The sequence below is a fragment of the Streptomyces sp. NPDC045678 genome (genome assembly GCF_056432085.1).
On sequence record NZ_JBWKJS010000010.1, the window covers coordinates 185,976 to 211,353 of the forward strand.

Below are 25,378 nucleotides of genomic sequence, written 5' to 3' on the forward strand. Positions count from 1 at the left end.
ATCAGCAGTACTCGCAGTACTCATCAGGGGAACCTCGCCTCGTCACGTGTGGCGGCCCCGTTCCAGTTACCCATCGCCTCCACGGGCCCGTCATGCGGGCCTAGCCCGGTTGAGTGACATGCGTGCGTCATATTCCAACGGGCGCGGGTCGTGGAAAGCGCCACCGCGGGGCGGCTACGGCACGGAGTCGACCGGCGGACTCAGCCGCGCAGCCGAACGGGCAGCCGCCGCACGCTGTTGCCCACGAACGAGGCGTGGCGCGGCAGTTCGGCGTCCGGTACGGCGAGGTCCAGCCGGGGAAAGCGGGCGAAGAGCTGCTCGAGGGCGACGGTGGCCTCCAGGCGGGCCAGTGGGGCGCCCAGGCAGTAGTGCGCGCCGTGGCCGAGGGAGAGGTGGCGGGCGGTGCGGGTGAGGGCGAACCGGTCGGCGTCGGGGCCGTGGGCTTTCGGGTCGCGGCCCGCGGCGGAGTACCCGGCGAGCACGGGGGTGCCCCGGGGGATGACGGTGCCGTCCAGCGTCAGGTCCCGGGTCGGGTAGCGGAACGGGAAGTAGCTGACGGGGCTGTCCCACCGCAGCGTCTCCTCGACCACGTCCGCCCAGCTCGCCCGGCCCGACGTGACCAGGTCGAGCTGGTCGCGGTGCGTGCACAGGGCGCGTACCGCATTCGTGATCAGGTTCAGCGTCGTCTCGTGCCCGGCGATGATCATGAGCATCAGGGTGCCGAGCAGCTCGTGCGGGCCGAGCCGGTCGCCGTTCTCCTCGCGGGCGGCGATCAGCGCGGACGTGAGGTCGTCGCGGGGGTGCTCCGTGCGGACGGCCACGATGTCACCCAGCACGTCCACCATCTCCCGGTTGGCGGCCAGGGCCTGTTCGGGGCCGATGTCCGTGGAGACGATGTGGTTGGAGAGGTGGTGCAGGCGGTCGTGGTGCACGGCATCGACGCCGAGCAGTTCGCAGATGACGCCCATCGGCAGCGGCAGCGCGAAGTGTGCGCGCAGGTCCACGGTTCCGTCGCCGTCGGCAGCCGCCCGGTCGAGTTCGTCGAGCAGTCGGGACGTCAACGCGGCGATGCGCGGACCGAGTTCCGCCACGCGGCGCGCGGTGAACGCCCGGCTCACCAGCGACCGCAGGCGCCGGTGGTCGGCACCGTCCGCCGTGGTCATGCCCTGCACCGTGGCGAAGGTCTTGAGCGGCCAGCCGTCCGGTATCCCGCCCGACCTCAGGGCGGTGAAGTGCAGCGCGTTCTTGGCGACATCGGGGTGGGAGAGGAACTCCCGGAGCGCGTCGTGCCCGAGCACCACCATGCCTGCCACCTCGCCGGGCAGGACCACGGGAGCGACGGCGCCCCGGCCCAGCAGCCGGGCGTTGGCCGCGTGCGGGCAGCCGCCGGACGGGTCCATGCGGTGCGCCGGTACGGGCCGCTGCGGGGAGGGGACGTTGCTCGGCGGTGGGGTGTCCAACGGGGCTCTCCAAAGGGGGGAGGGGAGTGCGTGGAGTGGATCTGAAGGTGCGTCGTCCGTCCGGATCGTGGCTCAACCATGAGGCCCGCTCAGCTTTGAGGCCCACCGGCCCTGGGCCGCTCAGCCTTGAGGCCCGCTCAGCCTTGAGGTCGCCCCACACTCCGGGACCCGCTCCACCCTGAGACCCTTTTAGAAGGCGGTCAAGACGCGCCGGAACAGGTCCAGTGCCTCGTCGGCCCAGCCGATGACGCGCAGCGTCGAGTCCAGGTTCCCCGGCGGACGGCTGACCAGCGTGTCGTTCCGGATGAGACGCTCGAAGTCGACGTGCACCGGGTCCTCGCGGAGGGTCTCTCCGTCGGGACGGAAGAACCGGACGCCGGCCAGCCGCATCACATTGATCACTTCCTGGGCGAGGATGCCGTATCCGACCGTCGTCGGGTGGACCCCGTCGAGCGAGAACAGACCGCCGTCGGTACGCCGTTCCGCCGCACCGGCGAGGAAGTGGGAGTTCGGGGGCGGCGTCAGTCCTGCCAGGGCCGGCGGCAGGGCGTACGGCCGCCACCACGATGGCTGAGCCGCCTCGTCCTCGGCGTACCGGCGGGACGCGAGGCGGTCCAGCAACCCGCAGGTCTCCAGCAGGTACCAGTCCTTGCCCGAACGTCGGCCGTCGCGGACTGCCGCCGTGATCGCGTCGTTGTAGTCGTCGATGGCCTCGTCGACCTGCCGCGCCTCGTCAGCTGTGATCTTCGGGTCCCGGCGGGGGTCGAAGTCGTCGTTGCTGATCCACGGGCGGGTGTAATACGGGTAGTACCGCGAACCCCTCGCGACCTTGTCGTCGACGCCGCGCGCTATCGGCGCGACGGTGACGTGCGGGACCGTGCACCATATGACGTGCCGCGCCCTGATCCCGGCGATCTCGGCGGCCACCTGCCGCAGTTCGGCCGCGAAGTGCTGGGGCTGCCAGACGGTGAAGTCTCCTTTGCGGGACAGGTCGTCGTACCCGTCCTCGCTCCAGACGACGTTGAGTTCGGTCACGGCCTTCAGCGCGTTGTTCGCACCGAGGAAGACGACCAGGGTCTCGATCCCGTGCTCCGAACCGGTCCCGTCGGTGTCCTCCCCGAGCCGGGCCGCGGCGCCCAGTTGGGTCAGCGACTTCGCCGCCGCGGGCTGCGTGGGCAGCACCCGGAGGGCGGCGCGCTCGCACGCGTTCTTGACGAGCTGCTTGATCAGGTCGTCCTCGGGCGCCTCGATCCGGTCCTCGCACTCGGCCGCCGATTTCGAGAGCGCGTCCCTCAAGTCCCATCCGAAGACCGCGAGATTGTGCATGACGGCCGTCGTGGACGGCACCGCCAGGCCGGGCCCCCGCTCCCAGTAGTCCTCCACCCGGTCCATGAGACCCCGGGCCCGGATCAGCGCGAACGGCGTCTCCCACAGGTCCACGGTCCGCCCGTAAGAGGCTTCGAGGTCACGCAGGAGCAGCTCGATGTTGAAGGGCAGCCCGCCCATCCCGTCGTAGAGGGGATATCGGAACCGCTCGGCGCACCCCAGCTCGTGGGCGACGATCGCCGGATACGACAGTCCGGTGTTGAAGATCGCCAGGCTCTGGAACCCCTGCGTCAGGGAATCCCCGATCGCGACCAGCCGGTGCCTCGGCTCTCCCTGCCGGTCGGCCTGCACAGTGACCCCCACCGTGGGGTCGGTCTCGGGTACCCGTGGCTCCCGACGGCGTACGGAACCGTCCATGATGCCCCCCTGGCCCGCCACGGCGCACCGGCTGTGCCCTCGTGGGGCCTGTTCCTGCATAGCGCAGCCCGGGTCGGGGCGGGACCTCGCGAGCGGGGGATACGTAAAACTCGGTGCTCCGCGCGGCGGAGGACGGGGTGGGGGAACGGGCTCTTACGCCAGTTGGAACGAGTCGGCCAGCATGTCGACCTGTGCGGTGAGCAGTGTCGCCGGCCGGTGGCCCATGCCGGTGAACTGGCCGGCCGCTTCAAGGCTCACGGTGCCGTGCAGTGCGGGCCAGGCGGTGAGGGCGCCGGTCAACGCGACGGCCGCCGCGGACTCTTCGGACGACAGTCCGGTCCACTGCCGCACCCACGCCGCCACCGCCGTGTCGTCCCGCAGCCAGCGGCTGAACTCGTCCACGAGCGGTTCGACGGAGCCCGACGGCCGTCCTTTTGCGAAAACGGGCAGGAACGGACCCAGGACGGCGCGGGCATGCGCCACGGTCTCGTCCGGCGCGCGAAAGCCCGGGACCGGGGTGCCTTGGATGAGCAGGTAGAGGTGTGGCTGTGCCACGGCCCAGGCACGGAAGGCCGTTGCCAGCGCGTACAGTGCCGTTCGCCCGTCGGCCGAGATGTCGACGGCCCGGATTTCGGCCGCGACCGCCTGGTAGGCGTCGACGACCAGTTCGGTGAGCAGGTCGTCGCGGCTGGCGAAGTAGCGGTAGAGGGCCGGCCCGGACATGCCGATCTCCTTGGCGATGCGCAGCAGCGCCACGGCCTCCGTACCCCCGGCGGCGAGCTGGCCCACGGCGATCTGCTTGATCTCCGCACGCGTCTGATCGCGGTACCGCTCCCGTGGGGTGCGGGTCCGGGATGTCGGATTCGGTGTCGAGCTCGATGTCATGCGGCCTACCTCCGAGAACGGATGTTACAGCCTGTCGCGTTCGCGACGCTTCATTGCACCGCACTATCGCGATAGTTATAGTGTGTAACAGAAATGAGTGGTTCCCGAAGCTTCCGAATGGATGTGGATCATGTCCGTCACCTCATCTGACCTGCACATAGTCCTGGGGGCCGGCCCGGCAGGTGCAACGCTGGCCGACGAGCTGGCCCGCCGCGGGCACGAGGTCCGCCTCGTCGACCGTTCCGGCGGCGGCCGTGCTCCCAAGGGCGTCACCCGGGTGAAGGGCGACGTGGGCACCGTCGACGGCGCCCGGGCCGCGATCAAGGGCGCCGCCGTCGTCTACCACTGCGTCAACGTGGCCTACCACCTCCAAGTCGACGTCATGCCCGGCATCCAGGACGCGGTGCTCGGCGCGGTCGAGGCCGAGGGCGCCCGCCTGGTCGTGCTCGACACCCTCTATCCGTATGGCGAGACCCACGGTCGGGTGATGACCGAGGACACCGCGTGGCAGGCGGCCGGTGCGAAGGGCAGGATGCGTGCCGCGCTGGACGAGAAGTACCTGGCCGCACACCGGGAGGGCCGCGCCCGCGTCGTCCTGGGCCGCTCTGCCGACTTCGTCGGCCCCCACGTCCTCAACTCCACCCTCGGCGGCGCCGTCTTCCCCGGCGCCCTGACCGGCACCGAGGTGTACGGCCTCGGCGACATCGACCTGCCGCACAGCTACACCGACATCCGCAACGTGGCCGCGGGCCTCGCCACCCTCGGTGAGCACCCGGACGGCGACGGCCGCGTCTGGCACCTGCCCACCGCGCCCGCCCTCACCACCCGGGAGGTCTTCCAGCTCATCGAGGAGAAGGTCGGGCAGCCGCTGGCCCTGGCCATCGAACCGGAGCCCGTGCCCTTCGGCCCGTTCGACCAGGTCTTCATGGACTCCTACGCCGAGCTGTTCTACCAGCACACCGAACCGCAGGTCATGGATTCGTCAGCGATCCAGGAGACGTTCGGCCTCAAGCCCGTCGCTCTCGACTGCACGCTCGACGACACCATCGCCTGGTACAGCGACTTCCTCGCCACGCAACGCTGGCCGCACCGGAACGGCACTACCGGTACAGCTGCATGAAGCCCCGCAGGATCTCCCGCCCGTGGGCCCGGTACTCCAGGTGGGCCTGGGACCCGATGAGCCTGCCGTCGTCCGACCTGAGGAACTCCACGGACGCCTGCGCGGACCGGCCGATGGTGCGGAAGCCCGGCGGCGCCTCGCGCAGGTACAGGGTGTGGCGCTGGAAAAGGGTCACGACCGGTTGCACATGGGCGAAGAGCGGTTCCTGAGCGTCGACCCGTACTTCACTGCGACCGACCCTCTGAGGCCCGGGCGAGAGACGGCCGCCCGCGGCGACGGCGATGACGTGCATGCCGCCGCAGATGCCCAGCACGGGGACGTCGGCGTTCTGGACGAGATCGACGAGGGGCGCGTAGTGCGCGCGCTCATGGGCCCGTACCTTCGTGCCGCTCAGCACCACCGCCCGGTAGCGGGATGCCAGCCGGGGCGTGACGCGGCGTGTTTCCACGATGGCCGTGGCCGACCCCAACTCCTCCAGACGTCGGCATAGTTGAGGGAGCGAGAGCGTTCCGTTGTCGACGACCAGGACGAGTGGACGTGACACGTCGTGGGCCTCCTCAGACTCGTCCGACGACCGTTCCCGTCCGGTCGGTGAGCAGCTCCGTGACGGTCGCGTCGCCGATGACGACCCGGTCCACGCCGAGAGCCAGGGCTTCGCAGGCGGCTCGTAGCTTCTTGCGCATGCCGCCGGTGACCTCCCTGCCGTCACGTCCGATCGCGCTCTGCGCGGTGAGGCGCCGGACCGGCTCACCACCGATGAGCAGGTGAGGCACGTCGGTGACCAGGGCGAGGTCGGCGGCGCCCACAGCTCCGGCAAGGGCCGCCGCGGCCCGGTCGGCGTCCGTGTTGACCTCTTGCCCTTCCGGGTCGCGTGCCAGCGGTGTCACCAGAGAGACATGACCCGGCTCTGTGCGACCGAGCCGCACGGCGTTGACGCGCGTCGGCGGGCCGACCAGATTCCTCAGCTCGACGAGGCGCTTGCCCTGCCACCACAAGTGCTCTCCCGGACCCGCGCCGATCAGATCGTCGCTGCCGAGCAGCCACTCCGCGGTGAGGCCGCGACCTGTCAGTCGGTGCAGGATCTCCTCGCTCAGCGTGGAACTGACGACCTTGATGTCGGCGAGGACCTCGGGAGTGGTCCAGCGGCTCTGATTGCCGTACCGATCGCGCAGAACCGCGGACGGTTCGCGGTGCCGGGGAGCGAACTGCCGCAACGGGCGCGACCAGCCGTGGACGAGGATCAGAGGCCGTTCCCGCCCCTGTCGCGCAAGGTCGTCCCACCAGTGTTCGTCGAGGAGGGCGAGGCAACTGCCGCCGATCTTGACGACGAGGGCCGGTGCCCTGTGCGGCGGCGCGCTCACGCGGGCATCACCGGCTGCATCGTCAGCCCCGTCTCCTCGGCGAGCCCGAACCTCCGGTTCGCGGCTTGCACCGCCTGACCCGCGGCGCCCTTGACGAGGTTGTCGAGCGCGGCGAGGACGACGATGCGGTCGCCTTCCTCGTCGACGAGTGCGGTGATGTCGCAGAAGTTGGAGCCCAGTACCGCATGTGGATCAGGGACCGGGATACGTGTCTCGGTGTGGGACCGCGGGCGGATGAACGGGTGCCCCTTGTAGAAGCGCAGGTAGGCCCGGTGCAGTTCGCGCTGTTCGACCCTCTGGTCGGTGAACACGTAGAGGCTCGCGAGCAGTCCGCGCACGGTGGCCACGCCGTACGCCGACATGCTCAGGGAGCCGATGGAACCGGGCCGGGTCCGCCGGAAGAAGTCGGTGACCTCCGCCGCGTGACGGTGCCCGGTCGGGGCGTACGGCGCGATGGCGCCGCTGCGCAGCGGGTGCAGGCCCGAGGCCCGCAGGTGCAGACCGCTGCCGCTGGAGCCGCCCTTGGCATCCACGACCACCCTCGTCATCGGCAGACGCATGCCGAGGGCGAGGGGTGCCAGGGCCAGGGTGATCGCCGTCGCGTAGCAGCCGGGGAGGGAGACGAGCGCGGCATCCGTCAACTGCTCACCGATCAGTTCCGGTACTCCGTACACGAAGCGGTCCAGGAGGCCGGGGCCGCGCCGCACGTCCGGGTACCAGCGGTCGTGGAGTTGCCGCGTGCGAATGCGGAAGGCGCCGCTGAGGTCGACGACGAGCGGAATCCGATCGGCGAGCATGGTGACGAGTCGCGCGGAGACCGGCGCGGGCGTGGCGAGGAAGACCACGTCGAGCCGGTCGGCGATGTCCTCGGTGACGGGGCGGACGACGAGGTCGGGGCTCATCCGCAGGCCCGGGTGGAGTTCACCGGCCCGCCTGCCGATGCTGGAGGACCCGCCGAGGAAGACCGGTTCCAGCTCGGGATGCAGGCTGAGCAGTCTGATGAGTTCGCCTCCGACGAACCCGGAGGCGCCGATGACGCCCGCACGGATCATGTGAGGACCTCCCGTACGTGGCGTGCGACGGCCGAGGGGATGTCCGCCTCGGTCGCCAGGGCCACTGCCCGGAACCCCGGGGCGTGGTTGACCTCGTTGACCACGTAGCCGTGCGGGGTGCGGAAGAGATCGACCCCGTGGATTCCCGGCCCGAGCACGGCCACCACGGCGTCGAGGGTCTCGCGCAGTTCCCTGTCGGCGGGGAGGGGGCGGGTCAGGTTGCCGGACGCCGCGTTGGTCCGCCAGTCGGCGGCGTCACCGGTGAATTCCACGGCTCCCAGCAGCTCGTCGCCCACGATCAGGCAGCGCACCGATGTGCCGCCCAGATACGGCTCCACCAGGCACGCCTGCTCGAAGGCGTGCCCGAGGTCCTCGACGTAGTCGTACACAGACGAAGCGGTGTCCGCGTGCCGTAGCAGGGTGACCCGCTTCCCCATGCCGCCGAACACGGGTTTGAGGACCAGCGGGAGCGGCAGTTCTTGCAGACTGCGCTCGAAATCCCGCCGGGAGAGCACGAGTCGGAAGTCGGGGACGGGGACGCCGGCCGCACGCAGCACGGTGCGCAGAGCAGCCTTGTTCTGGCAGGTGCTGATGGTGGGCGCGGAGTTCAGCGTGCGCACGCCGCCGGCCTCGGTGAGCGTGGCGATGAGCCCACCGCGGGTGTAGCTGCGGCTGCGCACCAGCATCGCGTCGTAGCGGGCAGGCGACGGGGCGTCCGGCTGCCCGAGGCACATCGACTCGTCGTTGACCCATTCCAGGTCCAGGCCGAACGCGGTGCCCGCGACGATCAGCCGGCGCTCCTCCCAGCCGATGCGGTCCGCGACGACGCCGACGCGCCTCTTCATGTCACTGGCCCCAGTCGCGCAGTTGCGTCTCGACCATGTGCAGCGTCATGCGGCCGTGGGAGACCGCTTCGACGCGGAGCGTGAGCATGCACTCGGGGCAGGCGAGGGTTTCGCCCGTGAGCATCATCGGAACGGTCAGGTCCGTCTCGCACTCGGGACAGGTGCCGGCGAGTGTGGGGGTCACCATGGGGACTCTCCGATGCTCGATGGGACGCAGGAGGAAGCGAAGGTCGCAGCGGCCGCGCGCACGGCCTCGCGGTCGAGCAGCGGGCCGTTGTTCCGTTCCTGCCGCAGGACGAGCCATGCGGTGAACGCGTCGATGTCCAGGTCGTCCGCCAGGTCGGCGAGGGCCCACGCGGCCACGGCACGGGTGAGACGGCTACGGACACGCAATCGGCGTTCGTTGCCGACGAGTTCGGCGGGCAGTGTTTCGTAGGCCTCCGGGTGCCGGAGCTGGCCGGCCAGCTCGTAGGCGTACGAATGACGGGTGGTCGGCCCGGGCTGGAAGGCCTCGCCGAGGCCGGAGCTCTTCAGCGTGCGGCGGGTCAGCTCGGTGAGGTGGGTCAGGTCGAACCGGGTGTCCGCGTGCAGGACACGGAGCGCGGTGAGCAGTTCCGCCAGCGGGGTGTTGCCGCCGCGCTCGCCGATCCCGCCGACGGTCGCGGAGACCCACCGGGCACCGGCCCGGACGGCCGCCAGGGAGTTGGCCACCGCCATGCCCAGCATGTTGTGCGAGTGGACCTCGATCTCGGAGCCGTCGATGGCCACGAGCCGCGCGATCGTCTCCTCCATCTGCCAGGGCGAGAGGCAGGCGACGGTCTCGGCGAGCCGGAAGCGGTCGGCCCCGGCCCGGAATCCGGCGGTGACGTAGGGGACGAGCCGGTCGACGGGGGTGCGTGCGCCGTCCTCCCCGCTGAAGGTGACGTGGAAGCCGAGGTCCTTGGCCTGGTGAATCGCCGAACGGGCGAGCGCCTTGAGGTACGTGAGGCTGCTCGAGCCGAGCTTCAGCTCCGCATGCCGTTCCGAGGTGGGGAGGGAACACATGACGTGCCGCACGCCGAGCCGCTGTGCCTCCTTGAGCGCCTCGGTGACCTGCCGGCGGTCGCGTACGACGACGAGTGTCATGGCGCGCTCGGGGCCCACGCTCTCGTGGGTGGCGAGGATCAGATCCGCGTCCTTGGCCCGCGGGCCCGAGACCATGCCTGCCTCGACCAGGTGGACACCGGTTCTGACCAGCAGGTCGGCGATGGACGCGGCGTCCTCCGGGCCGAACTCCACCCCTGCCATGTGAGCCGAGTCCCGCAGGGTCGCGTCGGATATGCGAGGTGGCTCCGGCGCGGTGCCCGGATGCTCTGGTGCCATGTGCTTCCCTCCCTCTGCGGGACAGGCCCGCTCACGGCAGGTCCAGGAAGGACTCCAGACCCACGGTCAGTCCGGGAGCCGAACCGACTCGACGTATCCCGAGCAGGAAGCCGGGTGTGAAGCAGGCGCGGTCCGTGGAGTCGTGCCGAAGGGTGAGCGTTTCGCCCGTACCTCCGAAGATGATCTCCTGGTGGGCCACGAGCCCACGCGCACGCACGGCGTGGACCGGGACTCCCTCGACGTCCGCGCCGCGCGCACCCGCCAGAGCGGTCGTCGTGGCGTCCGGCTGCACGGCTCTGCCCGACCTGCGCCGGACTTCGGCGATGTGCCGAGCGGTGCGGGCGGCGGCGCCGCTCGGTGCGTCGGCCTTGTCGGGATGGTGCATCTCGACGATCTCGACGGACTCGAACCAGGCGGCCGCGAACTCGGCGAAACGCAGGGTCAGCATGGCGCCGATGGACAGCGGGCCGACCAGCACGCCCGTCTCCGGCGATGCGGCGAGCCAGCCCCGCAACGTGTCAAGCCGCTCGTCGGTCCAGCCGGTCGTGCCGACCACGCTGTGAATGCCGTGGCGAACGCAGAACTCCAGGTGGTCCATGACAGAGTCCGGGTGGGTCAACTCGACGCCGACCTGAACCCCTGCCCGGGTGAGGCTCTCCAGCGGGTCGGTCCGGCCGAGCGAGGCGACCAGGTCGAGATCGTCGGCCGATTCGACGGCCCGGACCACTTCACGACCCATACGGCCCGCGGCGCCGATCACTCCCACACGGATGGCACTCATCGCTCTCCTCGCGTCAGTGGACCGGTGGCGCCCATCGGCAGCAGGAAGCAGAACCGAACACGAAGAGAGCTGCCCAACCCCGGCTGAGATCACCCGGGAACCCGAGGCGCAGCACTGACAATGGCGCAAAGGCAGCACTCTCTCCCCTCCCGACACCCGACCCCCGACTGCCGACCGCCCTCCCCCTGGCCAGGCCGACGGCCGCGCGGTACACCACGAACATGACCCACGGAACGGGGCGTCTTGAGGGCAAGGTGGCCTTCGTGACCGGCGCGGCCGGCGGCCTGGGCCGCGGTTGCGTCCAGCGGATGGCGGAGGAGGGCGCCGACCTGGTCGTCGTGGACATCTGCCGACCGGTCGACACCGTGCCCTACCCGCAGTCGACACCGGAAGAGCTGGCCGAAGCGGTCGACGAGGTGCGGGAGTCGGGGCGCCGAGTCGTCGCCCGGCAGGCGGACGTACGCGACCGGGCCGCCCTCCAGGAGGCGTACGACGCCGGGCTCGCCGAGTTCGGGCGGATCGACGTCGTCGTCGCCAACGCCGGAATCGCGCCGCTTCTGGTGGACGACCGGGTCCAGGCGTGGCACGACGCCATTGACATCAACCTCACCGGCACCTTCCACACCATCGAGGTGGCCGTCCCTTCGATGATCGACGCGGACCGGGGCGGCGCGATCGTCATCGTCAGCTCCACCGCCGGGCTGGTCGGCATCGGCGGGGCCAGCAACGGCGGCCTCGGCTACGCCGCTTCCAAGCACGGTGTGGTCGGGTTGATGCGGACGTACGCCAACAACCTCGCCCCGCACAGCATCAGGGTGAACTCCGTGCACCCCACCGGCGTGGCCACCCGCATGGTCGCCGACCCGGCCATGGTCGAGTTCGTCGCCCAGGACCCGATCCTGTCCGGAGGGTCCCCGAACGCGCTGCCCGTGGACACCATCGAACCGGACGACGTGGCGAACGCGGTCCTGTGGCTCGCCTCGGACGAAGCCCGCTACGTCACCGGCGTCACGCTGCCCGTCGACGCCGGATTCATCAACCGCCGCTGAGCCGGAGGTATTCATCAACCGCCGCTGAGCCGGAGGTGGGGCGCCATGACCGAGCAGTACGCGGATCTGATCCTCGTGGGCGGGGACGTGAAGACGCCGTCCGGCTGGGCCGAGGGGCTCGCCGTGCGCGCCGGTGTCATCGAGACGGTCGGCACCCGCGCGGACGTTCTGCGCCGCCGCGGCCCGGAGACGCGGGTGCGGGACCTGGCCGGTGGCACCGTGCTGCCCGGCCTGCACGACCTGCACGTGCACCCGATCTACGCGGGCGTCCGTGAACGCCGCTGCAAGATCCCGCAGGGCTCCGACCTCGCAGCCACCCTCCGCATCGTGGCGGAGCACGTCTCCCGTGCCGCCCCCGGCGCGTGGGTCCTGGGCGGCCAGTGGGACGCGTACGCCCTCGGCGGCACCCCGGACCGGACGATGCTCGACGCCGTCTCACCCGGCCACCCGGTCCTCCTGGAGGACACCAGCGGACACAGCTCGTGGGCGAACAGCGCGGCGCTCCGGATCGCCGGCGTCGGCCCCGGCACACCCGACCCCGCGGGCGGCATCTTCGAACGGGACACGGCAGGACATCCCAGCGGCATACAGCGCGAGACGGCCGCCGATCTGCTCGCCGCCTCGGCCCCCAAACCGGACGACGACGAGGTCGAGGCAGCCCTGGAGTGGGCGCTCGGCGAGATGCTCTCCCACGGCATCACGTCGTTCACCGAGGCCGCGGTCGGCTTCACCGCGGGGCCGCGGGCCGAACTGCGCGCCTATACCCGTCTCGCCGCGCGGGGCGCCGTCCGGCAGCGCGTACGCCTCAGCCTCGTGTGGTCGCCGTACGACCCGACGTGCGAGGACGTGATCGCGCACCGCAACCTCTACGCCGGCGCCCACCTCACGCCCGACTGCGTGAAGATCTTCCTCGACGGCGTACCGACCGACAGCCACACGGCCGCCATGCTCGAACCGTACGAAGACACCGTGGCGGGGCGGGGCGACGACGCGGGCCGGCACGGAATGCTCGTGGTCGCGCCCGCCGTGCTCGGCCAGGCGGTGACCCGGTTCGACCGGATGGGCATCACGGTCAAGTTCCACGCGGCCGGCGACGCGGCGGTCAGGGCGGCCCTCGACGCCATCGAGGCCGCCCGCACGGCCAACGGCCACAGCCCCTGCATGCACAACGTGGGCCACTGCACGTTCGTGTCGAAGCCGGACATCGAGCGCGCGACACGGATCGGCGCCACCTTCGAGGTCTCGCCCTACCTGTGGCGGCCGTCGCCGATCTGCTCCGACATCGCGGCCGCCGTCGGCCGGGAAGCCGTCGAACGTGCCTGGCCGGTCCGCGAGATGCTCGACGCCGGCGCACTGGTCGTAGCGGGTTCGGACTGGTGCGTCGTGCCGTCGGTGAGCCCGTGGGCGGCCATGGAGACGCTCGTGACCCGGCAGGAACCCGGGGGAAGCGCCGACCGCTTCGGCGCGTCACAGGCCATCGGCCTGGAGGAGGCCTTCGAGCTGTTCACGGTCAACTCCGCCCGCCAGGAAGGCATGGCGCACCGCGTCGGACGCATCGAGCCCGGCATGCTCGCCGACGTCATCGTCGTCGACCGGAACCCCTTCGAAGTACCGGTCACACAGGTCCACGCCACCGAGGTCCGGATGACGTTCGTCGAAGGGGAACAGGTCGCGTAGGGCTCAGCTGCCGCCGCGGTTGCAGTACAGGACGTCCCAGTGGTTGCCCGCGTCGCCGTAGATGGTGCCGGAACCGGACTTGTACTGCGGGGCGCCGTCACCGCGCGGGCCGATGCCAGAGGACAGAGCGGAAGGAGAGGCGGAAGGCTACTTGCCGCGGTGGAGCAGGTCGTCCGCCTGCTTGTCGAGGGCGGGGGCGACGCTGTCGTTGAAGACGCCGAGCACGTCCTTCGTCACGTCGCCCACCGGCAGCGGGTTCTGCTGGTCGGGTGCCTGGGCCTGGACCACACCGGAGAAGGACAGAGCGGCGGCGCCGGAGAGAGCGACAGCGGCCAGTACACGTGTCGTATTGTTCATGATTTGCCAACGATCGCCCTGTTCGCGGGTCACGCGAGGAGATGGGGCTGTCGCAACTGCACCGGGACTTCGGCCGTCAAGGGTGTCCAGCGACAAGTCGGCCCGGTGGTGGTGCTCGTACGCCGACGGGGGCAACGCGTCGCGGGTCCGCCGTTCACAGGTCCGGTGCGGCTCGACCATGTCGGGGGCGCCCAGCCGGGGCACGCCGACCCTCCGCCACACCTGGTCGCCCAGCCCGAGCAGCCACGCCGCCCACTCCGCCCGCCCGTCGTCGACGGCCGCCGGAGCGAGGGTGTCGAGGGTCATGGTGAAGCGCTTGTCACTGTCCATCGGCCATCGGCCCTCGATCTCCCTCCCCGGCTCCTGGGCAACGTACGCCCGCCGGCCCGCCCCGCGCGTCTCGTCCTCAGAGATCGAGGACGAGGCGGGGCGACACGGCGCGGGACACGCAGGCGAACATGCGGCCCTCGGGCGCGCCGATGTCGTCGCGGTGCTCGGGTGTGCCGTCCAGGACGGTGACTTCGCAGCTGCCGCAGACGCCTTCGCGGCAGCCTGCGGGCAGGGGGCGCCCCGCGTGGGCGAGGGCGTCGAGCAGCGACTCGTCGGCCGGTACGGCGACGGTCTCCCCGGACCGGGCGCAGACCGCCTCGAACGCCGTGTCGGGCCCGAAGGTCCGCTCCACCGGCTGGAAGCGCTCGGCGCGCAGCCGCTCCGCGGGGAACGCCGCTTCGGCCGCCGCCAGCATCGTCGCGGGCCCGCAGCAGTAGACCAGCGTGTCGGCCGGCAGCGTGGCCGCGAGGGCGTGGAGGTCCGGCCTGCCGTGCCGCCCGGTCTCCACGATCCGCACCCGGTCCCCGTACGAGCGGCACAGTTCGTCGGCGAAGGGCATGCTGTCCAGCGAAGGACCCACGTACACCAGCGTCGCGGGGACCCCGGCGGCCGCTGCCGCACGCAGCATGGGGAGCAGCGGCGTGATGCCGATGCCGCCGGCGAGGAAGAGGTAGCGCGGGGCGGGGACGAGCGGGAAGTGGTTGCGGGGGAGGGACACCCCGAGGGCGCGGCCCCGGCGCAGGAAGCGGTGGACGTACTCCGAGCCGCCCCGGCTGAGCGGGTCGTACCGGACGGCGACGCGGTAGGCGTCCCGTTCGGCGGGGTCCCCGCACAACGAATACTGCCGGTCGAGCCAGTTGGGCAGGGACAGGTCGATGTGGGCGCCGGGGTCCCAGGGGGCGAGGTCGCCCGCGGTGGCGCGCAGGGTGAGGGCGACGACGTCTTCGGTGACCCGGTCCATGTGCTCGACGACGGTCTGTTGCATCGGTGGTTCCTGTTGTCTGTGAGGGCGGATGTACGCGAGGGCGGCCGGCGCGGTCAGTAGAGCTTGCGGTAGGCGTCCTCCAAGGACGCCTCCAGGAGCTTCGGGTCCACGTCGACACCGAACTGCGCGGCCGCCATCTCACCCATCGACGGCAGGCCCTCGGCGAGTGCCCGGCTCGCCGGATCCCACAGCCGGGAGCGGAGCAGCGCCCGTCCGCAGTGGAAGTACACTTCGGCCACCTCGACGACGATCGCCAGGTCCGGCCGCTTGGCCTCGATGCGCATCCGGGCCAGCACATCGGGTTCGTCGGTGACGTAGCCGCTGCCGTTGACGCGCAGCACCTCGCGCACGCCGGGGACGAAGAAGCACAACCCGACGCCGTCGTTCTCCGCGAGGTTGCGGAAGGAGTCCGCGATCTTGTTGCCGGGGCGGTCGGGGAGGGCGAGGGTGCGCTCGTCGAGGACCTTCGCGAAGCCCGGGTGGTCGCCGCGCGGCGAGCAGTCGGCACGTCCGGCCGCGTCCGCGGTGGCCATGGTCAGGAACGGTGAGTGGGCTATGAAGTGGCGTACATAGTCATCGATCCGGTCCTTCACCTTCTCCTTGATCATGGCATCGGGTTCCCCGAGCCGTGCGAGCACCTGTTCCGGAGAGATCCGTCGGGGACGTGCGGGGGCATGCGTCATGGTGGCTTCCTCAGGCGGACGACGGTGTGCGACCGCGGGGGACAGCCCCGCATCGCCGCAGCTCATGCCAGTATTGTGAGCAATTACTCAGGTCCCGCGCTACTCGCATTCACGGGCCCTCGCAGGAGGTGTCATGTCGTCCGACCGACGTGGACTACAGCCACGTAAACAGCCCCGTCAGATCCGGGCGGAGCTGACCCGGCAGCGCATCCTCGACGCCGCTGCTCACGTTTTCGCCGAGTACGGGTACGCGGCGGGGACCACCAACCGGATCGCGGAGCGGGCCCGGGTCTCCATCGGATCGCTGTATCAGTACTACCCGAACAAGGACGCCATCCTGGTCGAGCTGCTGATCCGGCATCTCGACGCGGGGATGGCCGCCATCGAGGCGGCCCAGCCGGACCAGGACGCACTGCGGACGCGGTCCGTCGAGAGCATCGTGCGCGCCTACGTCGGAAACGTCATCGAGAGCCACCGCGACGACCCGCAGTTGCTCCGCGTGATGATGGAACAGGGGCCACGCGCCCCCGAGTTGCTGGAGCGCGTGGCACAGAACGAGATGCGCAGCATCGCCTACGCCCACAGGCTGCTGCGCAACCACCCGCAGGTGCGGGTCGCGGATGTCGACGTCGCGGCCCGCCTGGTCGTCTCCACGGTGGAGATGGTGGTGCACAAGGTGATGGCAGGGCCGGGCGACGTCGACCGGGCGCGGTTCGAGGACGAGCTCGTCACGATGCTCACCCGCTACCTGACGGGCGGTCCGGCCGCGTCGGGTCCGTAGTCGGTCAGGGGCGGGGCCGGGTGGCGGTGTCGAGGTAGAAGGCGTCGATGCTCTGCACGGCCGTCTCGAACTCTTCCAGGTTGACGGGCTTCGTCACGTAGGCGTTGGCGTGGCTGCTGTACGCGCCGGTCACGTCCTCCGGGGCGGTCGACGTGGTGAGGACGACCACGGGGATGGTCTGCAGGTCCGCGTCCGCCTTGAGGACCTTGAGGAGGTCCCGGCCGTTCATGCGCGGCATGTTCAGGTCGAGGACGATGAGGTCGGGCCGCGGGGTGCCCGGGGTGCGCAGGTGCTCCAGGGCGGCGACTCCGTCGGTGACCTGAACCAGGTTGCGGGCCCCGCGCTCGGAGAGTGCCTCCTCGATGAGCATCGCGTCGGCGATGTCGTCTTCGACGAGCAGGACGTCGAAGGGGCGGGCGGGGGTCGTCATCATTGAACGCTCCGTGCGTTTCTCGGGGGAGTGGTGAAAGAGCCCCGGCCAGCGACGCCGTGCGCCTTGGCGGGTCATGCCGCACGCGGCGCCGATCTGCGGATAGCCGGCGCCCGCCTCGGCGGCGGCTCCGGCGGCCTCCCGCTGGAGCCGCTCGGTGGCCTGCTGGAGCTGGTCCAGCACATGGAGCAGGCGCAGCGGCTGCGCCGGGTCGTCCGACCCCGGGTGCTCGGGTCCGTCAAGGAGTTGCCGGGCGAGGCGTTGCGCGACGGCGCCGACCGCCGAGTCGGCGATGGCGGCCGTCTCCTGCGGAGTGGCTCGCAACTCGAAATTCTTGCCTCGCATGTCAGGCACTCTAGGTCTCCGCGACTGCTGGCGACAACAAGTGTTGTCAGCCTCTAGAGTATGCGGGCCGCATCCTCAACGCGGCTGTCGCAACAAGGAGTCCACAGGATGACCGGCGAAGAAGGGCGGCCGCGCGTGGGAGCGCTCTCCACGTGGACGACACGGAGATGGCTCCGTGTCGGGGTGGCCTTGTCCCTGGCGATCCTGGCACTGCTCGGGGCCACGGGAGCGTGGGTCCTTTCGCGCACCGCCACCATCAGCAAAGACCTGGTCGATGTCCGTTCGCCCGCGCTGACCACCTCGATCCGCCTGGAAACGGCCATCCTCGACCAGGAGACCGGGATCCGGGGGTACGGGCTCACCGGCACGCCGGAGTTCATCGCCCCCTACCGACGCGGCCTCGACGAACAGAAGGCGAACGCGGCCCGCCTCTCCGACCTGCTGGAGGACGACTCCGAGGGCAGGAAGGACCTGTCGGCCGTGCAGGAGGCCGTCGCGCGCTGGCAGGAGAGGTTCGCCCGGCCGGTCGCCGCGGCGCCGCCTGGCGCACCCTCGTCCCTGGCCACCGAACGGGCCGCGGAAGGCAAGGAGACCTTCGACCGGGTGCGGGACGCGCTGAACGGCCAGCAGGAGCGGCTGCGTGCCGAGCGGGCCCGGGCGAGGGACGACCTGATGGCCACGGCCACCCTGCGGAACTGGGTGTTCATCTCCATCGGGGCGCTGATCCTCCTTCTCACCGCTCTCATTTTCGAAGGGTTGCGCCGCGGCATCAACCGACCACTGGAGCAACTCGGCGCGGAGGCCCGGACCATCGCCGGCGGCGAGTTCGACCACGCCATCACCCCGACGGGCCCCGCCGACCTGCGCCGGCTCAGCGGCGAGATCGACTTCATGCGCCGACGTCTCGTACGGGAACTCGCCTTCAGCGAGGAGGCGCGCCTGCGCCTCGACGCGCAGGCCGCGGAGCTGCAGCGCTCGAACGCGGAACTGGAGCAGTTCGCGTACGTGGCCTCCCACGACCTCCAGGAGCCGCTGCGCAAGGTCTCCAGCTTCACCCAGCTCCTCCAGCGGCGTTACGAGGGACAGCTCGACGCCAGGGCGGACCAGTACATCGACTTCGCGGTCGACGGGGCGAACCGCATGCAGGTCCTCATCAACGACCTGCTCGACTTCTCCCGGGTGGGGCGGCTGCACAACGCCCAACAGAGCGTCGACCTCGACACGGTGCTGGCCCGCACCCTGTCCACGCTGAGCGTCGCCATCGAGGAGGCCGACGCGACGATCACCCACGATCCGCTGCCGACGCTGATCGCCGACCCCACCCAGATGGGCATGCTCTGGCAGAACCTCATCGGCAACGCCGTCAAGTTCCGCAGGCCGGGAACACCGCCCGAGATCCGCGTGACCGCGGAGCGGGAGGGCGAACTGTGGCGCTTCACCGTCACCGACAACGGCATCGGCATCGAACCGGACTACGCCGACAAGGTCTTCGTCATCTTCCAGCGCCTGCACACCAAGGACGCCTACAGCGGCAGCGGCATCGGCCTCGCGATGTGCAAGAAGATCGTCGAATTCCACGGCGGCACCATCGGAGTGGACCCCGAGTACGCCGACGGCGCTCGTCTCACCTTCACCCTGGCACCCGAGCCTCCGGAAGCCATCGGCCCATCCACCCTGCCGGAAGCCACCCGCGCCGGCGCGGAGCACGCACCATGACCTCAATCGTCTCAGCCGTCCCTGACGAGCAGATGTACCGCATCCTGCTGATCGAGGACGACCAGGGCGACGCCCTGCTCGTCGAGGAGCTCCTCCACGACACGGGACTGCGGTTCGAGCTGACCACGCGTACGACACTGGCGGAGGCGCGCACCGCGCTGTCCGGCGGCCCCATCGACTGTGTCCTGCTCGACCTGCACCTGCCCGACGTCTCGGGCATCGACGCCGTCACCGCGGTCCGGCGCCTGGCACCGCACACCGCGGTCATCGTCCTGACCGGGCTCGCCGAGGCCCAGGCGGGCGCGAACGCGATGGCCGCCGGGGCCCAGGACTACCTGGTCAAGGGGAAGGTCGACGGGGAGCTGCTGCACCGGACGGTGCGGTACGCCGTCTACCGCAGCAAGACCGAACGTACGAACGCCGAAGCCCAGGCCGCCCGGTTGCGGGCGGAGGAGAACGCCCGCCTGGAGCGCGGCCTGCTGCCCCAGCCCATTCTCGACACCTCCACGGTCCGAGTCACCACGCGCTATCTGCCCGGCGCCGCGTGGGCGCTGCTCGGCGGGGACTTCCTCGACGTCGTGGAGGGAGACGACGGGCTGCTGCACGCCGTCGTGGGCGACGTCAGCGGACACGGACCCGACGCCGCCGCGCTGGGTGTCTTCCTGCGCATCGCCTGGCGCTCCCTCGTGCTCGGCGGGCATCGCGGCAACGACCTGCTGCACCTGATGGAGCGCATCCTGATCGCCGAACGCGGCAGCCAGCACCTGTTCGCCACGTGCACGCTCCTCACCCTCGACCAGGGCGCCGCCACCGCCACGCTCCACCTGGCGGGACACCACGAACCCCTGCTCACCACCGCGGCGGGCACCCAGGAGCTGGCGGCCGCGCACGGCATCGCCCTCGGCGTCGTCCCCGGCATGCGCAGGTGGCCCTCCACGGTCGTCCCGCTCCCGGCCTCCGGCGCCCTGACCCTCTACACCGACGGACTCACCGAGGGACACAACGGAACCACGGGTGAACGGCTCGGCGTCAACGGGCTGCTCGCGCTCATCGGGGGCCTGCCGACGACGGACCCGGCCGAGCACGTCGACCGCCTCATCGAGAAGACGCACGCGCTGAACGACGGCCGGCACTCCGACGACCTCGCGGTGCTGCGGCTGGACTGGGGGAGTTCCAGCACATCCGGCGGCCGGGAGTAGCCGGGTACCGGTTACCGGGTCCTGGGGGTCAGAGCGGGGAGTTCTCCGCCAGCTCGACCACCGCGGTGATGCGCTTGCCGACGGGCTCCCGGTGCACCGTGAAGCTCCGGCAGAGGGCCATGACGATCTCCAGGCCGTGCTGCCCGATGCGGCTCGGGTCGGGCGGCAGGATCGCGGGCAGCGCGGTGCTGCTGTCCCACACGCTGACCTCGACGGCGCCGGACCGCACGTCCAGGGTCAGCAGTGACGGCCCGGGCGCGTACTTACGGGCGTTGGTCACCAGCTCGCTGACCACCAGCTGCACCGTGCCCATCGCTCCGACGGAGACCGGCAGCCCGTGCACGGCCTGCACGTCCGTCAGGAACCTGCGGGCCATATCACGGGCGGCGCCGATCTCCCCGCTCTCCTCGAAGGCCGCGGACACCGAGAGGAACTCGCCCACCGACGATCGCTGGTCGCTCATACCTGCCGTCCGGCCGCGGTCCGCATTGCCCACCAAACACTCCTGTTTCACAACGTCCGTCTACCCAGAAAAATCCTGAGCATCAGCCCCGATGCGACCGGATTTTGCCGGGCCCGCGTCCGGCCGTTCGACCGTGGTGCTCGTCGGAGCACGGCCGAATGGTGGCACCGTGGGTGTTTCGGCTGTTCAGCGGGCACACGTTGGGCCATGAACGACACGCCAGACACTTCGCCGGAGCCCGGAACCCCGCTCCGGCGGACGCTCACCACCACGCTCCTGTACTTCTTCATCCTCGGCGATGTCCTGGGCGCAGGGGTCTACGTGCTCGTGGGGCAGGTCGCCGCGGAGTCCGGGCCCGCGGTGTGGCTGCCGCTCGCCGTGGCTCTGGTGCTCGCCCTGCTGACCGCCGCGTCCTACGCGGAGCTGGCCACACGCTTCCCGCGGGCCGGTGGTGCCTCGCACTACGCCACCCTCGCCTACGGGCCGTTCGTCGGGTTCCTCGCCGGTTTCTGCATGCTCGCCGCCGGTGTGGTCTCGGTGGGGGCGCTGGCGCGCGGGTTCGCGGGGGACTATCTGGCGGAGTTCGTCTCCCTGCCCCTCGTTCTGGTCGCGGTCGTGTTCCTGGGTGCCCTCGCGCTGCTCAACCTGCGCGGCATCAGCGAGTCCACCAGGGCCAACGCCGTCGCCACCGTCATCGAGGTCGGCGGGCTCGTCCTCGTCATCGGTCTCGGTGTGTGGGTCCTGGCCCGCGGAGACGGGGACGTCGGCCGTCTCGCCGACGTCGGTACGGCAGGGAGCGGGCCCACCGCCGCCGTGCTGAGCGGCGCCGTCCTCGCGTACTACTCCTTCGTCGGCTTCGAGACGTCCGTCAACGTGGCGGAGGAGACCCGCGACCCGCGCCGCTCCTACCCCCGCGCCCTGTTCGGCGCGCTGATCACCGCCGGACTGGTGTACGTCCTGGTCGGCTGCGTCGCCGCGGCGGCCGTGCCCACGCGGACCCTGGTGGACAGCAGCGGGCCGCTGCTCGAAGTCGTCAAGGAGGCCGGCGGCGTACCACCACGCGTGTTCAGCGTCGTGGCCCTGGTCGCGGTGGCCAACGGCGCGCTGCTCACCGGCATCATGACGTCCCGCCTCACCTTCGGCATGGCACGCGACGGCCTGCTGCCCCGCGCCCTGACCCGTGTCCTGCCCGGACGCCGCACCCCGTGGGCCGCGATCGCCGCCACGACGGCGCTCTCCCTGCTCCTCGCCCTGACCGGCAACGTCGCCACGCTCGCCTCCACGCTGGTGCTCCTGCTCCTGGTCGTCTTCTTCATCGTGAACACGGCCGCACTGGTCCTGCGGCGCAAGCAACCGGCCGACGGACGATCCGACCGCGATCACTTCCGGGCCCCCGCCGTCGTGCCCGTGCTCGGCGCCCTGTCCTGCGTGGTCCTCGCGACACAGGTCGAAGGGGAGGTGTGGCTGCGGGGGCTGATCGTGCTCGCCGTCGGATGCGTCCTCGCCACCTGCGCAACCTTGCGCCGCCGGTCGCGGAAGCAGGCGTAGCGCGCGGGTCTCAGCGGTCTCAGCCGTGCATGCGGGCGCCCTTCAGCACCTTGTCGACCGCGTTGCGGGGGCCGTACACGGCCATGCCCACCAGATCCAGCTGGTCCGCGGGCACGGCCCGCACCGCCGCGCGGTTGTCCCGGTCGTGGCCGGTGGCGAAGAGGTCGGAGGTGAAGACCGACCGGGGCAGGTCACGGCTCAGGGCGCGGCGGTGCGCCGCCGTCACCATTTCCTTCGTCCCCTCGAAGACCATGACCGGCTGGCGGAACATCGGCAGGTACGGGGTGCCGTCGGCGTCCTCGTACGGCTCGCCGACCACCTCCGGGTTACGGGTGCCGAGGCCGCTGACCAGGAACGCGGTGACGTTCAGTCGCTGCCAGGTCTCCAGGTCCTCGCGCAGCACCACGGCGATCTTCGTGTCGAAACGGACGGGTGCGCTCTGCGTGGCGTCGGTCGTGGGGTTGGTCGGGCGGCGGGTCGTGGTGTCGGTCTGTGTGCCGGTGTTCGTCATGCGTTCCAGGCTGTCGACGGAGGCGTGTGCACGTCTTGTACGTTCTTAGCGTGCCGTCGTCGCAGCAGGTCTCCGCGTGGCGCCCGCAGGTCCCGGGCGTCGTGGAGGTCTTCCACGCCCACTTCACCGAGCACGCGTACCCGATGCACGTCCACGACGTATGGACGCTGTTGATCGTCGACGACGGCGCGGTCCGCTACGACCTGGACCGGCGCGAGCGCGGCACCCCGGGGGACACCGTGTCCCTGCTGCCGCCGCAGGTGCCGCACAACGGTTCCCCCGCCACGGCGCACGGCTTCCGCAAGCGCGTGGTCTACCTCGACGCGCCCCTGCTCGACGAGACCCTCATCGGCCCCGCCGTGGACGACCCCGACATCACCGATCCGCTGCTGCGCCGACGTATCGGCCAGCTGCACGGGGCTCTGGGGCGGCCCGGCGACGAGCTGGAGGCGGAGAGCCGCCTGGCCATCGTCGGCGAGCGGCTCCGCGGGCACCTGCGGCCCCGCGTCCGTATGCCAGGACCGGGGCCGGGCAGGGGAGTGGCGCACAGCCTGCGGGAGCTGCTCGACGCGCGCGTACTGGACGGCGTGACGCTGGACGAGGCCGCGCGGGAAGTGCAGGCGCACCCCACCCACCTGGTGCGCGCGTTCAGCGCGGCCTTCGGCATCGCCCCGCACCAGTACCTGATGGCGCGCAAGGTCGAGCGTGCCCGGCGGCTCCTCCTCGACGGCAGGCCGCCGGCGGTGGTGGCGACCGAGGTCGGCTTCTACGACCAGGCCCATCTGAACCGGCACTTCAAAAGGATCGTGGGCATTCCTCCCGGCCGCTACGCCGGAAAAGGGCAACCTGTCTCAGGATCTGTCACGAAAACCGACCCGGAATCCGACCCGGAATCCGACCCGGAACCCGTCACCCAGTTGGCCGTGCGGCCTCGGCGACGACGAAGCGCGCCCCGTCGGGATCGCTGAGGACGGTCTCCGCCGACCCGGCTCCGCCCTGGATGACCGTCCCGCCGTGCGCCCGCGCCGCCTCGGCGCACGCCGCCACGTCGGCGACCGTGAAGTGGACCTGCCAGTGCGGCCGGATCCCGGGATCGGGCGCGGACTCCACGGCGCCCGAGTGGATGCGGGCGACCACGTCGCCCTGATTGCGCAGCACGACCTTCTCGTCCTCGTAGTGGACCTCGCAGCAGCCCGCGTCCGACGCCCAGTCGAGGACTTCCGCGTAGAAGATGGCCGCGTCGAAAGCGTTGCGGGTGTAGAGCTCCACGAAGACGGGGGCCGCGCGGCGCCACTGCTCCCAGTTGTTCACGAGCTGGCCCTCCCAGACGCCGAAGGCCGCGCCGTCGCGGTCGGCCAGGAGCGCCGCCCGTCCCGGCGGGAACGAGATGGGCCCCACGGCGGTCGTCCCACCGCGCTCCTGGCTGCGGGCCACCGTCTCGTTGGCGTCGGCAGTGGCGAAGAAGGGCGTCCACGCGACCGCCGCCTGTCCCAGGGCCTCCACGACGGAGACACCTGCCACCGGAAGCCCGTCCACGCTCGCGAACCTGTACTGGTCGCCCAGCTTGCCGATGTGCCAGTCCCACCCCAGCACGGCGTGGTAGAACTCCTGCGCGGCGAGCAGATCGCGGGTGGTCAGACTGACCCAGCAGGGCGCGCCTGCCACCGAGCCACTGCCGACACGGACGTCGGCAGGTGTCTCAAAGCTGTTCATCTTTGTACCGTTCTGAGGTCGACCGAGCTGGTATGTCCCTTCGGCTTCATCATCCCCACGGTCGGGCCCCGCGTCGCGCTGTGCCGGGTCAGACCTGCTGGACCAGCATCCACGCGACGCCCGCCAGGAAGATCACCCCGATGGGGCGTTGCATCGCGCAGAAGCGGCTTGAACCACCCCATCGTGATTCATGGACTCCGACTGCCCTGCCACCGACACGGAGAACGGCCCGGCCGGACGTGGCGGTGTGTGACGGCGAGAGGCCGTGGGTACCCGGGGAAACCGCCGCCCCGAGGCGGTCCCGTGGCGGCATGCACGACAGTGTGCGCAGCCTGGGAGAGAACACGTGCTCGATGTCCACCACCTCGTAGAAAGAATCGCGATGCGCGCCCTGTCGTTGGTCTGCACTCTGAACTCGTCCCCCACGCCCTCCAGCAGCCAGTTGCTCTCGGACCAGGTGATGCGCGAGCTCGAAAAGCTCGACGTCACGACCGAGACGGTCCGTGTGGCCGACCACAACGTGCTCCCCGGTGTGGGCATCGACATGGGGGACGACGACGATTGGCCGAGCCTGCGGGAGAAGGTCCTCCAGGCCGACATCCTTCTGATCGCCACCCCCATCTGGCTCGGGCACCCCTCCAGCATCTGCCAGCTCGTACTCGAACGGCTCAACGCCGAGTCGTCGGAAACCGACGACCAGGGGCGGCCCCTCGTCTACGGCAAGGTCGCCGCGGTGGCAGTCGTCGGCAACGAGGACGGAGCCCACAAGGTCAGCGCCGACGTGTTCCAGGGGCTGAACGACATCGGCTTCTCCCTGGCGCCCAACGCCGTCACCTACTGGGTCGGGGAGGCCCAGCACGGCACCGACTACAAGGACCTGGACGAGACCCCCGAGGAGGTCGCGGACACCACGCACAGCCTCGCCGTCAACGCGGTGCACCTCGCCAAGCTGCTCAACGACAGCCCGTACCCGGCCGGCTGA

At 70.8% G+C, this 25,378-nt stretch carries 26 protein-coding genes; 9 read left to right on the plus strand and 17 right to left on the minus strand.

Going from position 1 to position 25,378, the window contains the following annotated elements; translation table 11 throughout:
- Nucleotides 1-200 precede the first annotated feature (200 nt).
- The 3 genes from AC07DO_RS31930 to AC07DO_RS31940 form a co-directional block, all read right to left on the minus strand.
- Nucleotides 201-1,400 carry a cytochrome P450 family protein gene (locus AC07DO_RS31930; RefSeq protein ID WP_479064896.1) on the minus strand — a complete coding sequence of 400 codons (1,200 nt, stop codon included), beginning with the start codon at nucleotides 1,398-1,400 and terminating at the stop codon, nucleotides 201-203.
- A gap of 249 nt (nucleotides 1,401-1,649) precedes the next feature.
- A complete protein-coding gene (locus tag AC07DO_RS31935; protein WP_479064552.1) occupies nucleotides 1,650-3,203 on the minus strand; it encodes a hypothetical protein in 1,554 nt (517 codons plus the stop codon).
- Nucleotides 3,204-3,356: 153 nt separating this feature from the next.
- Nucleotides 3,357-4,088, minus strand: coding sequence for a TetR/AcrR family transcriptional regulator (locus AC07DO_RS31940; RefSeq protein ID WP_479064553.1), 732 nt, complete (start codon nucleotides 4,086-4,088; stop codon nucleotides 3,357-3,359).
- A 130-nt stretch (nucleotides 4,089-4,218) separates the two neighbouring features.
- On the opposite strand from AC07DO_RS31940, the gene AC07DO_RS31945 reads away from it, so the two are divergent.
- Nucleotides 4,219-5,208, plus strand: a complete 990-nt coding sequence (locus tag AC07DO_RS31945) for an NAD-dependent epimerase/dehydratase family protein (RefSeq protein WP_479064555.1) — start codon at nucleotides 4,219-4,221, stop codon at nucleotides 5,206-5,208.
- On the opposite strand, the gene AC07DO_RS31950 is transcribed toward AC07DO_RS31945, so the two are convergent.
- From AC07DO_RS31950 to dapB, 7 genes are read right to left on the minus strand one after another with little or no spacing between them, the layout of a single operon-like run.
- The gene (locus tag AC07DO_RS31950) at nucleotides 5,189-5,752 is read right to left on the minus strand and encodes a glutamine amidotransferase-related protein (RefSeq protein WP_479064557.1); all 564 of its coding nucleotides are present in this window, start codon (nucleotides 5,750-5,752) and stop codon (nucleotides 5,189-5,191) included. The genes AC07DO_RS31945 and AC07DO_RS31950 overlap by 20 nt on opposite strands.
- A gap of 13 nt (nucleotides 5,753-5,765) precedes the next feature.
- Entirely contained in the window at nucleotides 5,766-6,569 is an 804-nt protein-coding gene (locus AC07DO_RS31955) for an amino acid kinase family protein (RefSeq protein ID WP_479064559.1), read from the minus strand.
- A complete protein-coding gene (gene argC / locus AC07DO_RS31960; RefSeq protein ID WP_479064561.1) occupies nucleotides 6,566-7,621 on the minus strand; it encodes an N-acetyl-gamma-glutamyl-phosphate reductase in 1,056 nt (351 codons plus the stop codon). The genes AC07DO_RS31955 and argC overlap by 4 nt, the downstream gene beginning before the upstream one ends.
- Complete coding sequence (locus tag AC07DO_RS31965; RefSeq protein ID WP_479064563.1) at nucleotides 7,618-8,466, minus strand: ATP-grasp domain-containing protein; 849 nt, start codon at nucleotides 8,464-8,466, stop codon at nucleotides 7,618-7,620. The genes argC and AC07DO_RS31965 overlap by 4 nt, the downstream gene beginning before the upstream one ends.
- Before the next feature lies 1 nt (nucleotide 8,467).
- Nucleotides 8,468-8,653 (minus strand): lysine biosynthesis protein LysW, encoded by a 186-nt coding sequence (locus tag AC07DO_RS31970; RefSeq protein ID WP_479064565.1) that lies wholly within the window; start codon nucleotides 8,651-8,653, stop codon nucleotides 8,468-8,470.
- Nucleotides 8,647-9,828, minus strand: coding sequence for an isopropylmalate synthase (locus tag AC07DO_RS31975; RefSeq protein ID WP_479064567.1), 1,182 nt, complete (start codon nucleotides 9,826-9,828; stop codon nucleotides 8,647-8,649). Before AC07DO_RS31975 ends, AC07DO_RS31970 begins: the two co-directional genes overlap by 7 nt.
- Before the next feature lie 31 nt (nucleotides 9,829-9,859).
- The gene (gene dapB, locus AC07DO_RS31980; protein ID WP_479064569.1) at nucleotides 9,860-10,609 is read right to left on the minus strand and encodes a 4-hydroxy-tetrahydrodipicolinate reductase; all 750 of its coding nucleotides are present in this window, start codon (nucleotides 10,607-10,609) and stop codon (nucleotides 9,860-9,862) included.
- Nucleotides 10,610-10,830: 221 nt separating this feature from the next.
- Here dapB and AC07DO_RS31985 point away from each other — a divergent pair, with 221 nt between their 5' ends.
- Nucleotides 10,831-11,658, plus strand: a complete 828-nt coding sequence (locus tag AC07DO_RS31985) for a mycofactocin-coupled SDR family oxidoreductase (RefSeq protein WP_479064570.1) — start codon at nucleotides 10,831-10,833, stop codon at nucleotides 11,656-11,658.
- Between the two features lie 45 nt (nucleotides 11,659-11,703).
- Entirely contained in the window at nucleotides 11,704-13,335 is a 1,632-nt protein-coding gene (locus AC07DO_RS31990; protein ID WP_479064572.1) for an amidohydrolase, read from the plus strand.
- Nucleotides 13,336-13,482: 147 nt separating this feature from the next.
- Here AC07DO_RS31990 and AC07DO_RS31995 read toward each other — a convergent pair whose 3' ends face one another.
- From AC07DO_RS31995 to AC07DO_RS32005, 3 genes are all read right to left on the minus strand, one after another.
- Nucleotides 13,483-14,022, minus strand: a complete 540-nt coding sequence (locus AC07DO_RS31995; RefSeq protein WP_479064574.1) for a hypothetical protein — start codon at nucleotides 14,020-14,022, stop codon at nucleotides 13,483-13,485.
- Between the two features lie 76 nt (nucleotides 14,023-14,098).
- Nucleotides 14,099-15,007 carry a PDR/VanB family oxidoreductase gene (locus tag AC07DO_RS32000; RefSeq protein ID WP_479064576.1) on the minus strand — a complete coding sequence of 303 codons (909 nt, stop codon included), beginning with the start codon at nucleotides 15,005-15,007 and terminating at the stop codon, nucleotides 14,099-14,101.
- 53 nt (nucleotides 15,008-15,060) lie between these two features.
- Nucleotides 15,061-15,690 carry an MSMEG_1061 family FMN-dependent PPOX-type flavoprotein gene (locus AC07DO_RS32005; protein ID WP_479064578.1) on the minus strand — a complete coding sequence of 210 codons (630 nt, stop codon included), beginning with the start codon at nucleotides 15,688-15,690 and terminating at the stop codon, nucleotides 15,061-15,063.
- A gap of 133 nt (nucleotides 15,691-15,823) precedes the next feature.
- Here AC07DO_RS32005 and AC07DO_RS32010 point away from each other — a divergent pair, with 133 nt between their 5' ends.
- The gene (locus tag AC07DO_RS32010; protein ID WP_479064582.1) at nucleotides 15,824-16,471 is read left to right on the plus strand and encodes a TetR/AcrR family transcriptional regulator; all 648 of its coding nucleotides are present in this window, start codon (nucleotides 15,824-15,826) and stop codon (nucleotides 16,469-16,471) included.
- Nucleotides 16,472-16,475: 4 nt separating this feature from the next.
- On the opposite strand, the gene AC07DO_RS32015 is transcribed toward AC07DO_RS32010, so the two are convergent.
- Nucleotides 16,476-17,246 (minus strand): response regulator, encoded by a 771-nt coding sequence (locus AC07DO_RS32015; protein WP_479064584.1) that lies wholly within the window; start codon nucleotides 17,244-17,246, stop codon nucleotides 16,476-16,478.
- 108 nt (nucleotides 17,247-17,354) lie between these two features.
- Between AC07DO_RS32015 and AC07DO_RS32020 the strand changes: the two genes are divergently transcribed.
- Together AC07DO_RS32020 and AC07DO_RS32025 are read left to right on the plus strand one after the other, a co-directional pair.
- On the plus strand, nucleotides 17,355-18,962 hold the full coding sequence (locus tag AC07DO_RS32020; RefSeq protein WP_479064586.1) for a sensor histidine kinase: 1,608 nt from the start codon (nucleotides 17,355-17,357) through the stop codon (nucleotides 18,960-18,962).
- On the plus strand, nucleotides 18,959-20,161 hold the full coding sequence (locus tag AC07DO_RS32025; RefSeq protein ID WP_479064588.1) for a PP2C family protein-serine/threonine phosphatase: 1,203 nt from the start codon (nucleotides 18,959-18,961) through the stop codon (nucleotides 20,159-20,161). The genes AC07DO_RS32020 and AC07DO_RS32025 overlap by 4 nt, the downstream gene beginning before the upstream one ends.
- Nucleotides 20,162-20,189: 28 nt before the next feature.
- Here AC07DO_RS32025 and AC07DO_RS32030 read toward each other — a convergent pair whose 3' ends face one another.
- The gene (locus tag AC07DO_RS32030) at nucleotides 20,190-20,624 is read right to left on the minus strand and encodes an ATP-binding protein (RefSeq protein WP_479064590.1); all 435 of its coding nucleotides are present in this window, start codon (nucleotides 20,622-20,624) and stop codon (nucleotides 20,190-20,192) included.
- 207 nt (nucleotides 20,625-20,831) lie between these two features.
- Here AC07DO_RS32030 and AC07DO_RS32035 point away from each other — a divergent pair, with 207 nt between their 5' ends.
- A complete protein-coding gene (locus AC07DO_RS32035) occupies nucleotides 20,832-22,172 on the plus strand; it encodes an APC family permease (protein ID WP_479064592.1) in 1,341 nt (446 codons plus the stop codon).
- 19 nt (nucleotides 22,173-22,191) lie between these two features.
- Here AC07DO_RS32035 and AC07DO_RS32040 read toward each other — a convergent pair whose 3' ends face one another.
- Nucleotides 22,192-22,683 carry a DUF2000 family protein gene (locus tag AC07DO_RS32040; protein ID WP_479064594.1) on the minus strand — a complete coding sequence of 164 codons (492 nt, stop codon included), beginning with the start codon at nucleotides 22,681-22,683 and terminating at the stop codon, nucleotides 22,192-22,194.
- 50 nt (nucleotides 22,684-22,733) lie between these two features.
- Here AC07DO_RS32040 and AC07DO_RS32045 point away from each other — a divergent pair, with 50 nt between their 5' ends.
- On the plus strand, nucleotides 22,734-23,651 hold the full coding sequence (locus AC07DO_RS32045) for a helix-turn-helix domain-containing protein (protein ID WP_479064595.1): 918 nt from the start codon (nucleotides 22,734-22,736) through the stop codon (nucleotides 23,649-23,651).
- Here AC07DO_RS32045 and AC07DO_RS32050 read toward each other — a convergent pair.
- Complete coding sequence (locus AC07DO_RS32050; RefSeq protein WP_479064597.1) at nucleotides 23,593-24,396, minus strand: VOC family protein; 804 nt, start codon at nucleotides 24,394-24,396, stop codon at nucleotides 23,593-23,595. The two genes, AC07DO_RS32045 and AC07DO_RS32050, sit on opposite strands and share 59 nt — an antisense overlap.
- 382 nt (nucleotides 24,397-24,778) lie before the next feature.
- Here AC07DO_RS32050 and AC07DO_RS32055 point away from each other — a divergent pair, with 382 nt between their 5' ends.
- Entirely contained in the window at nucleotides 24,779-25,378 is a 600-nt protein-coding gene (locus AC07DO_RS32055; RefSeq protein WP_479064898.1) for a flavodoxin family protein, read from the plus strand.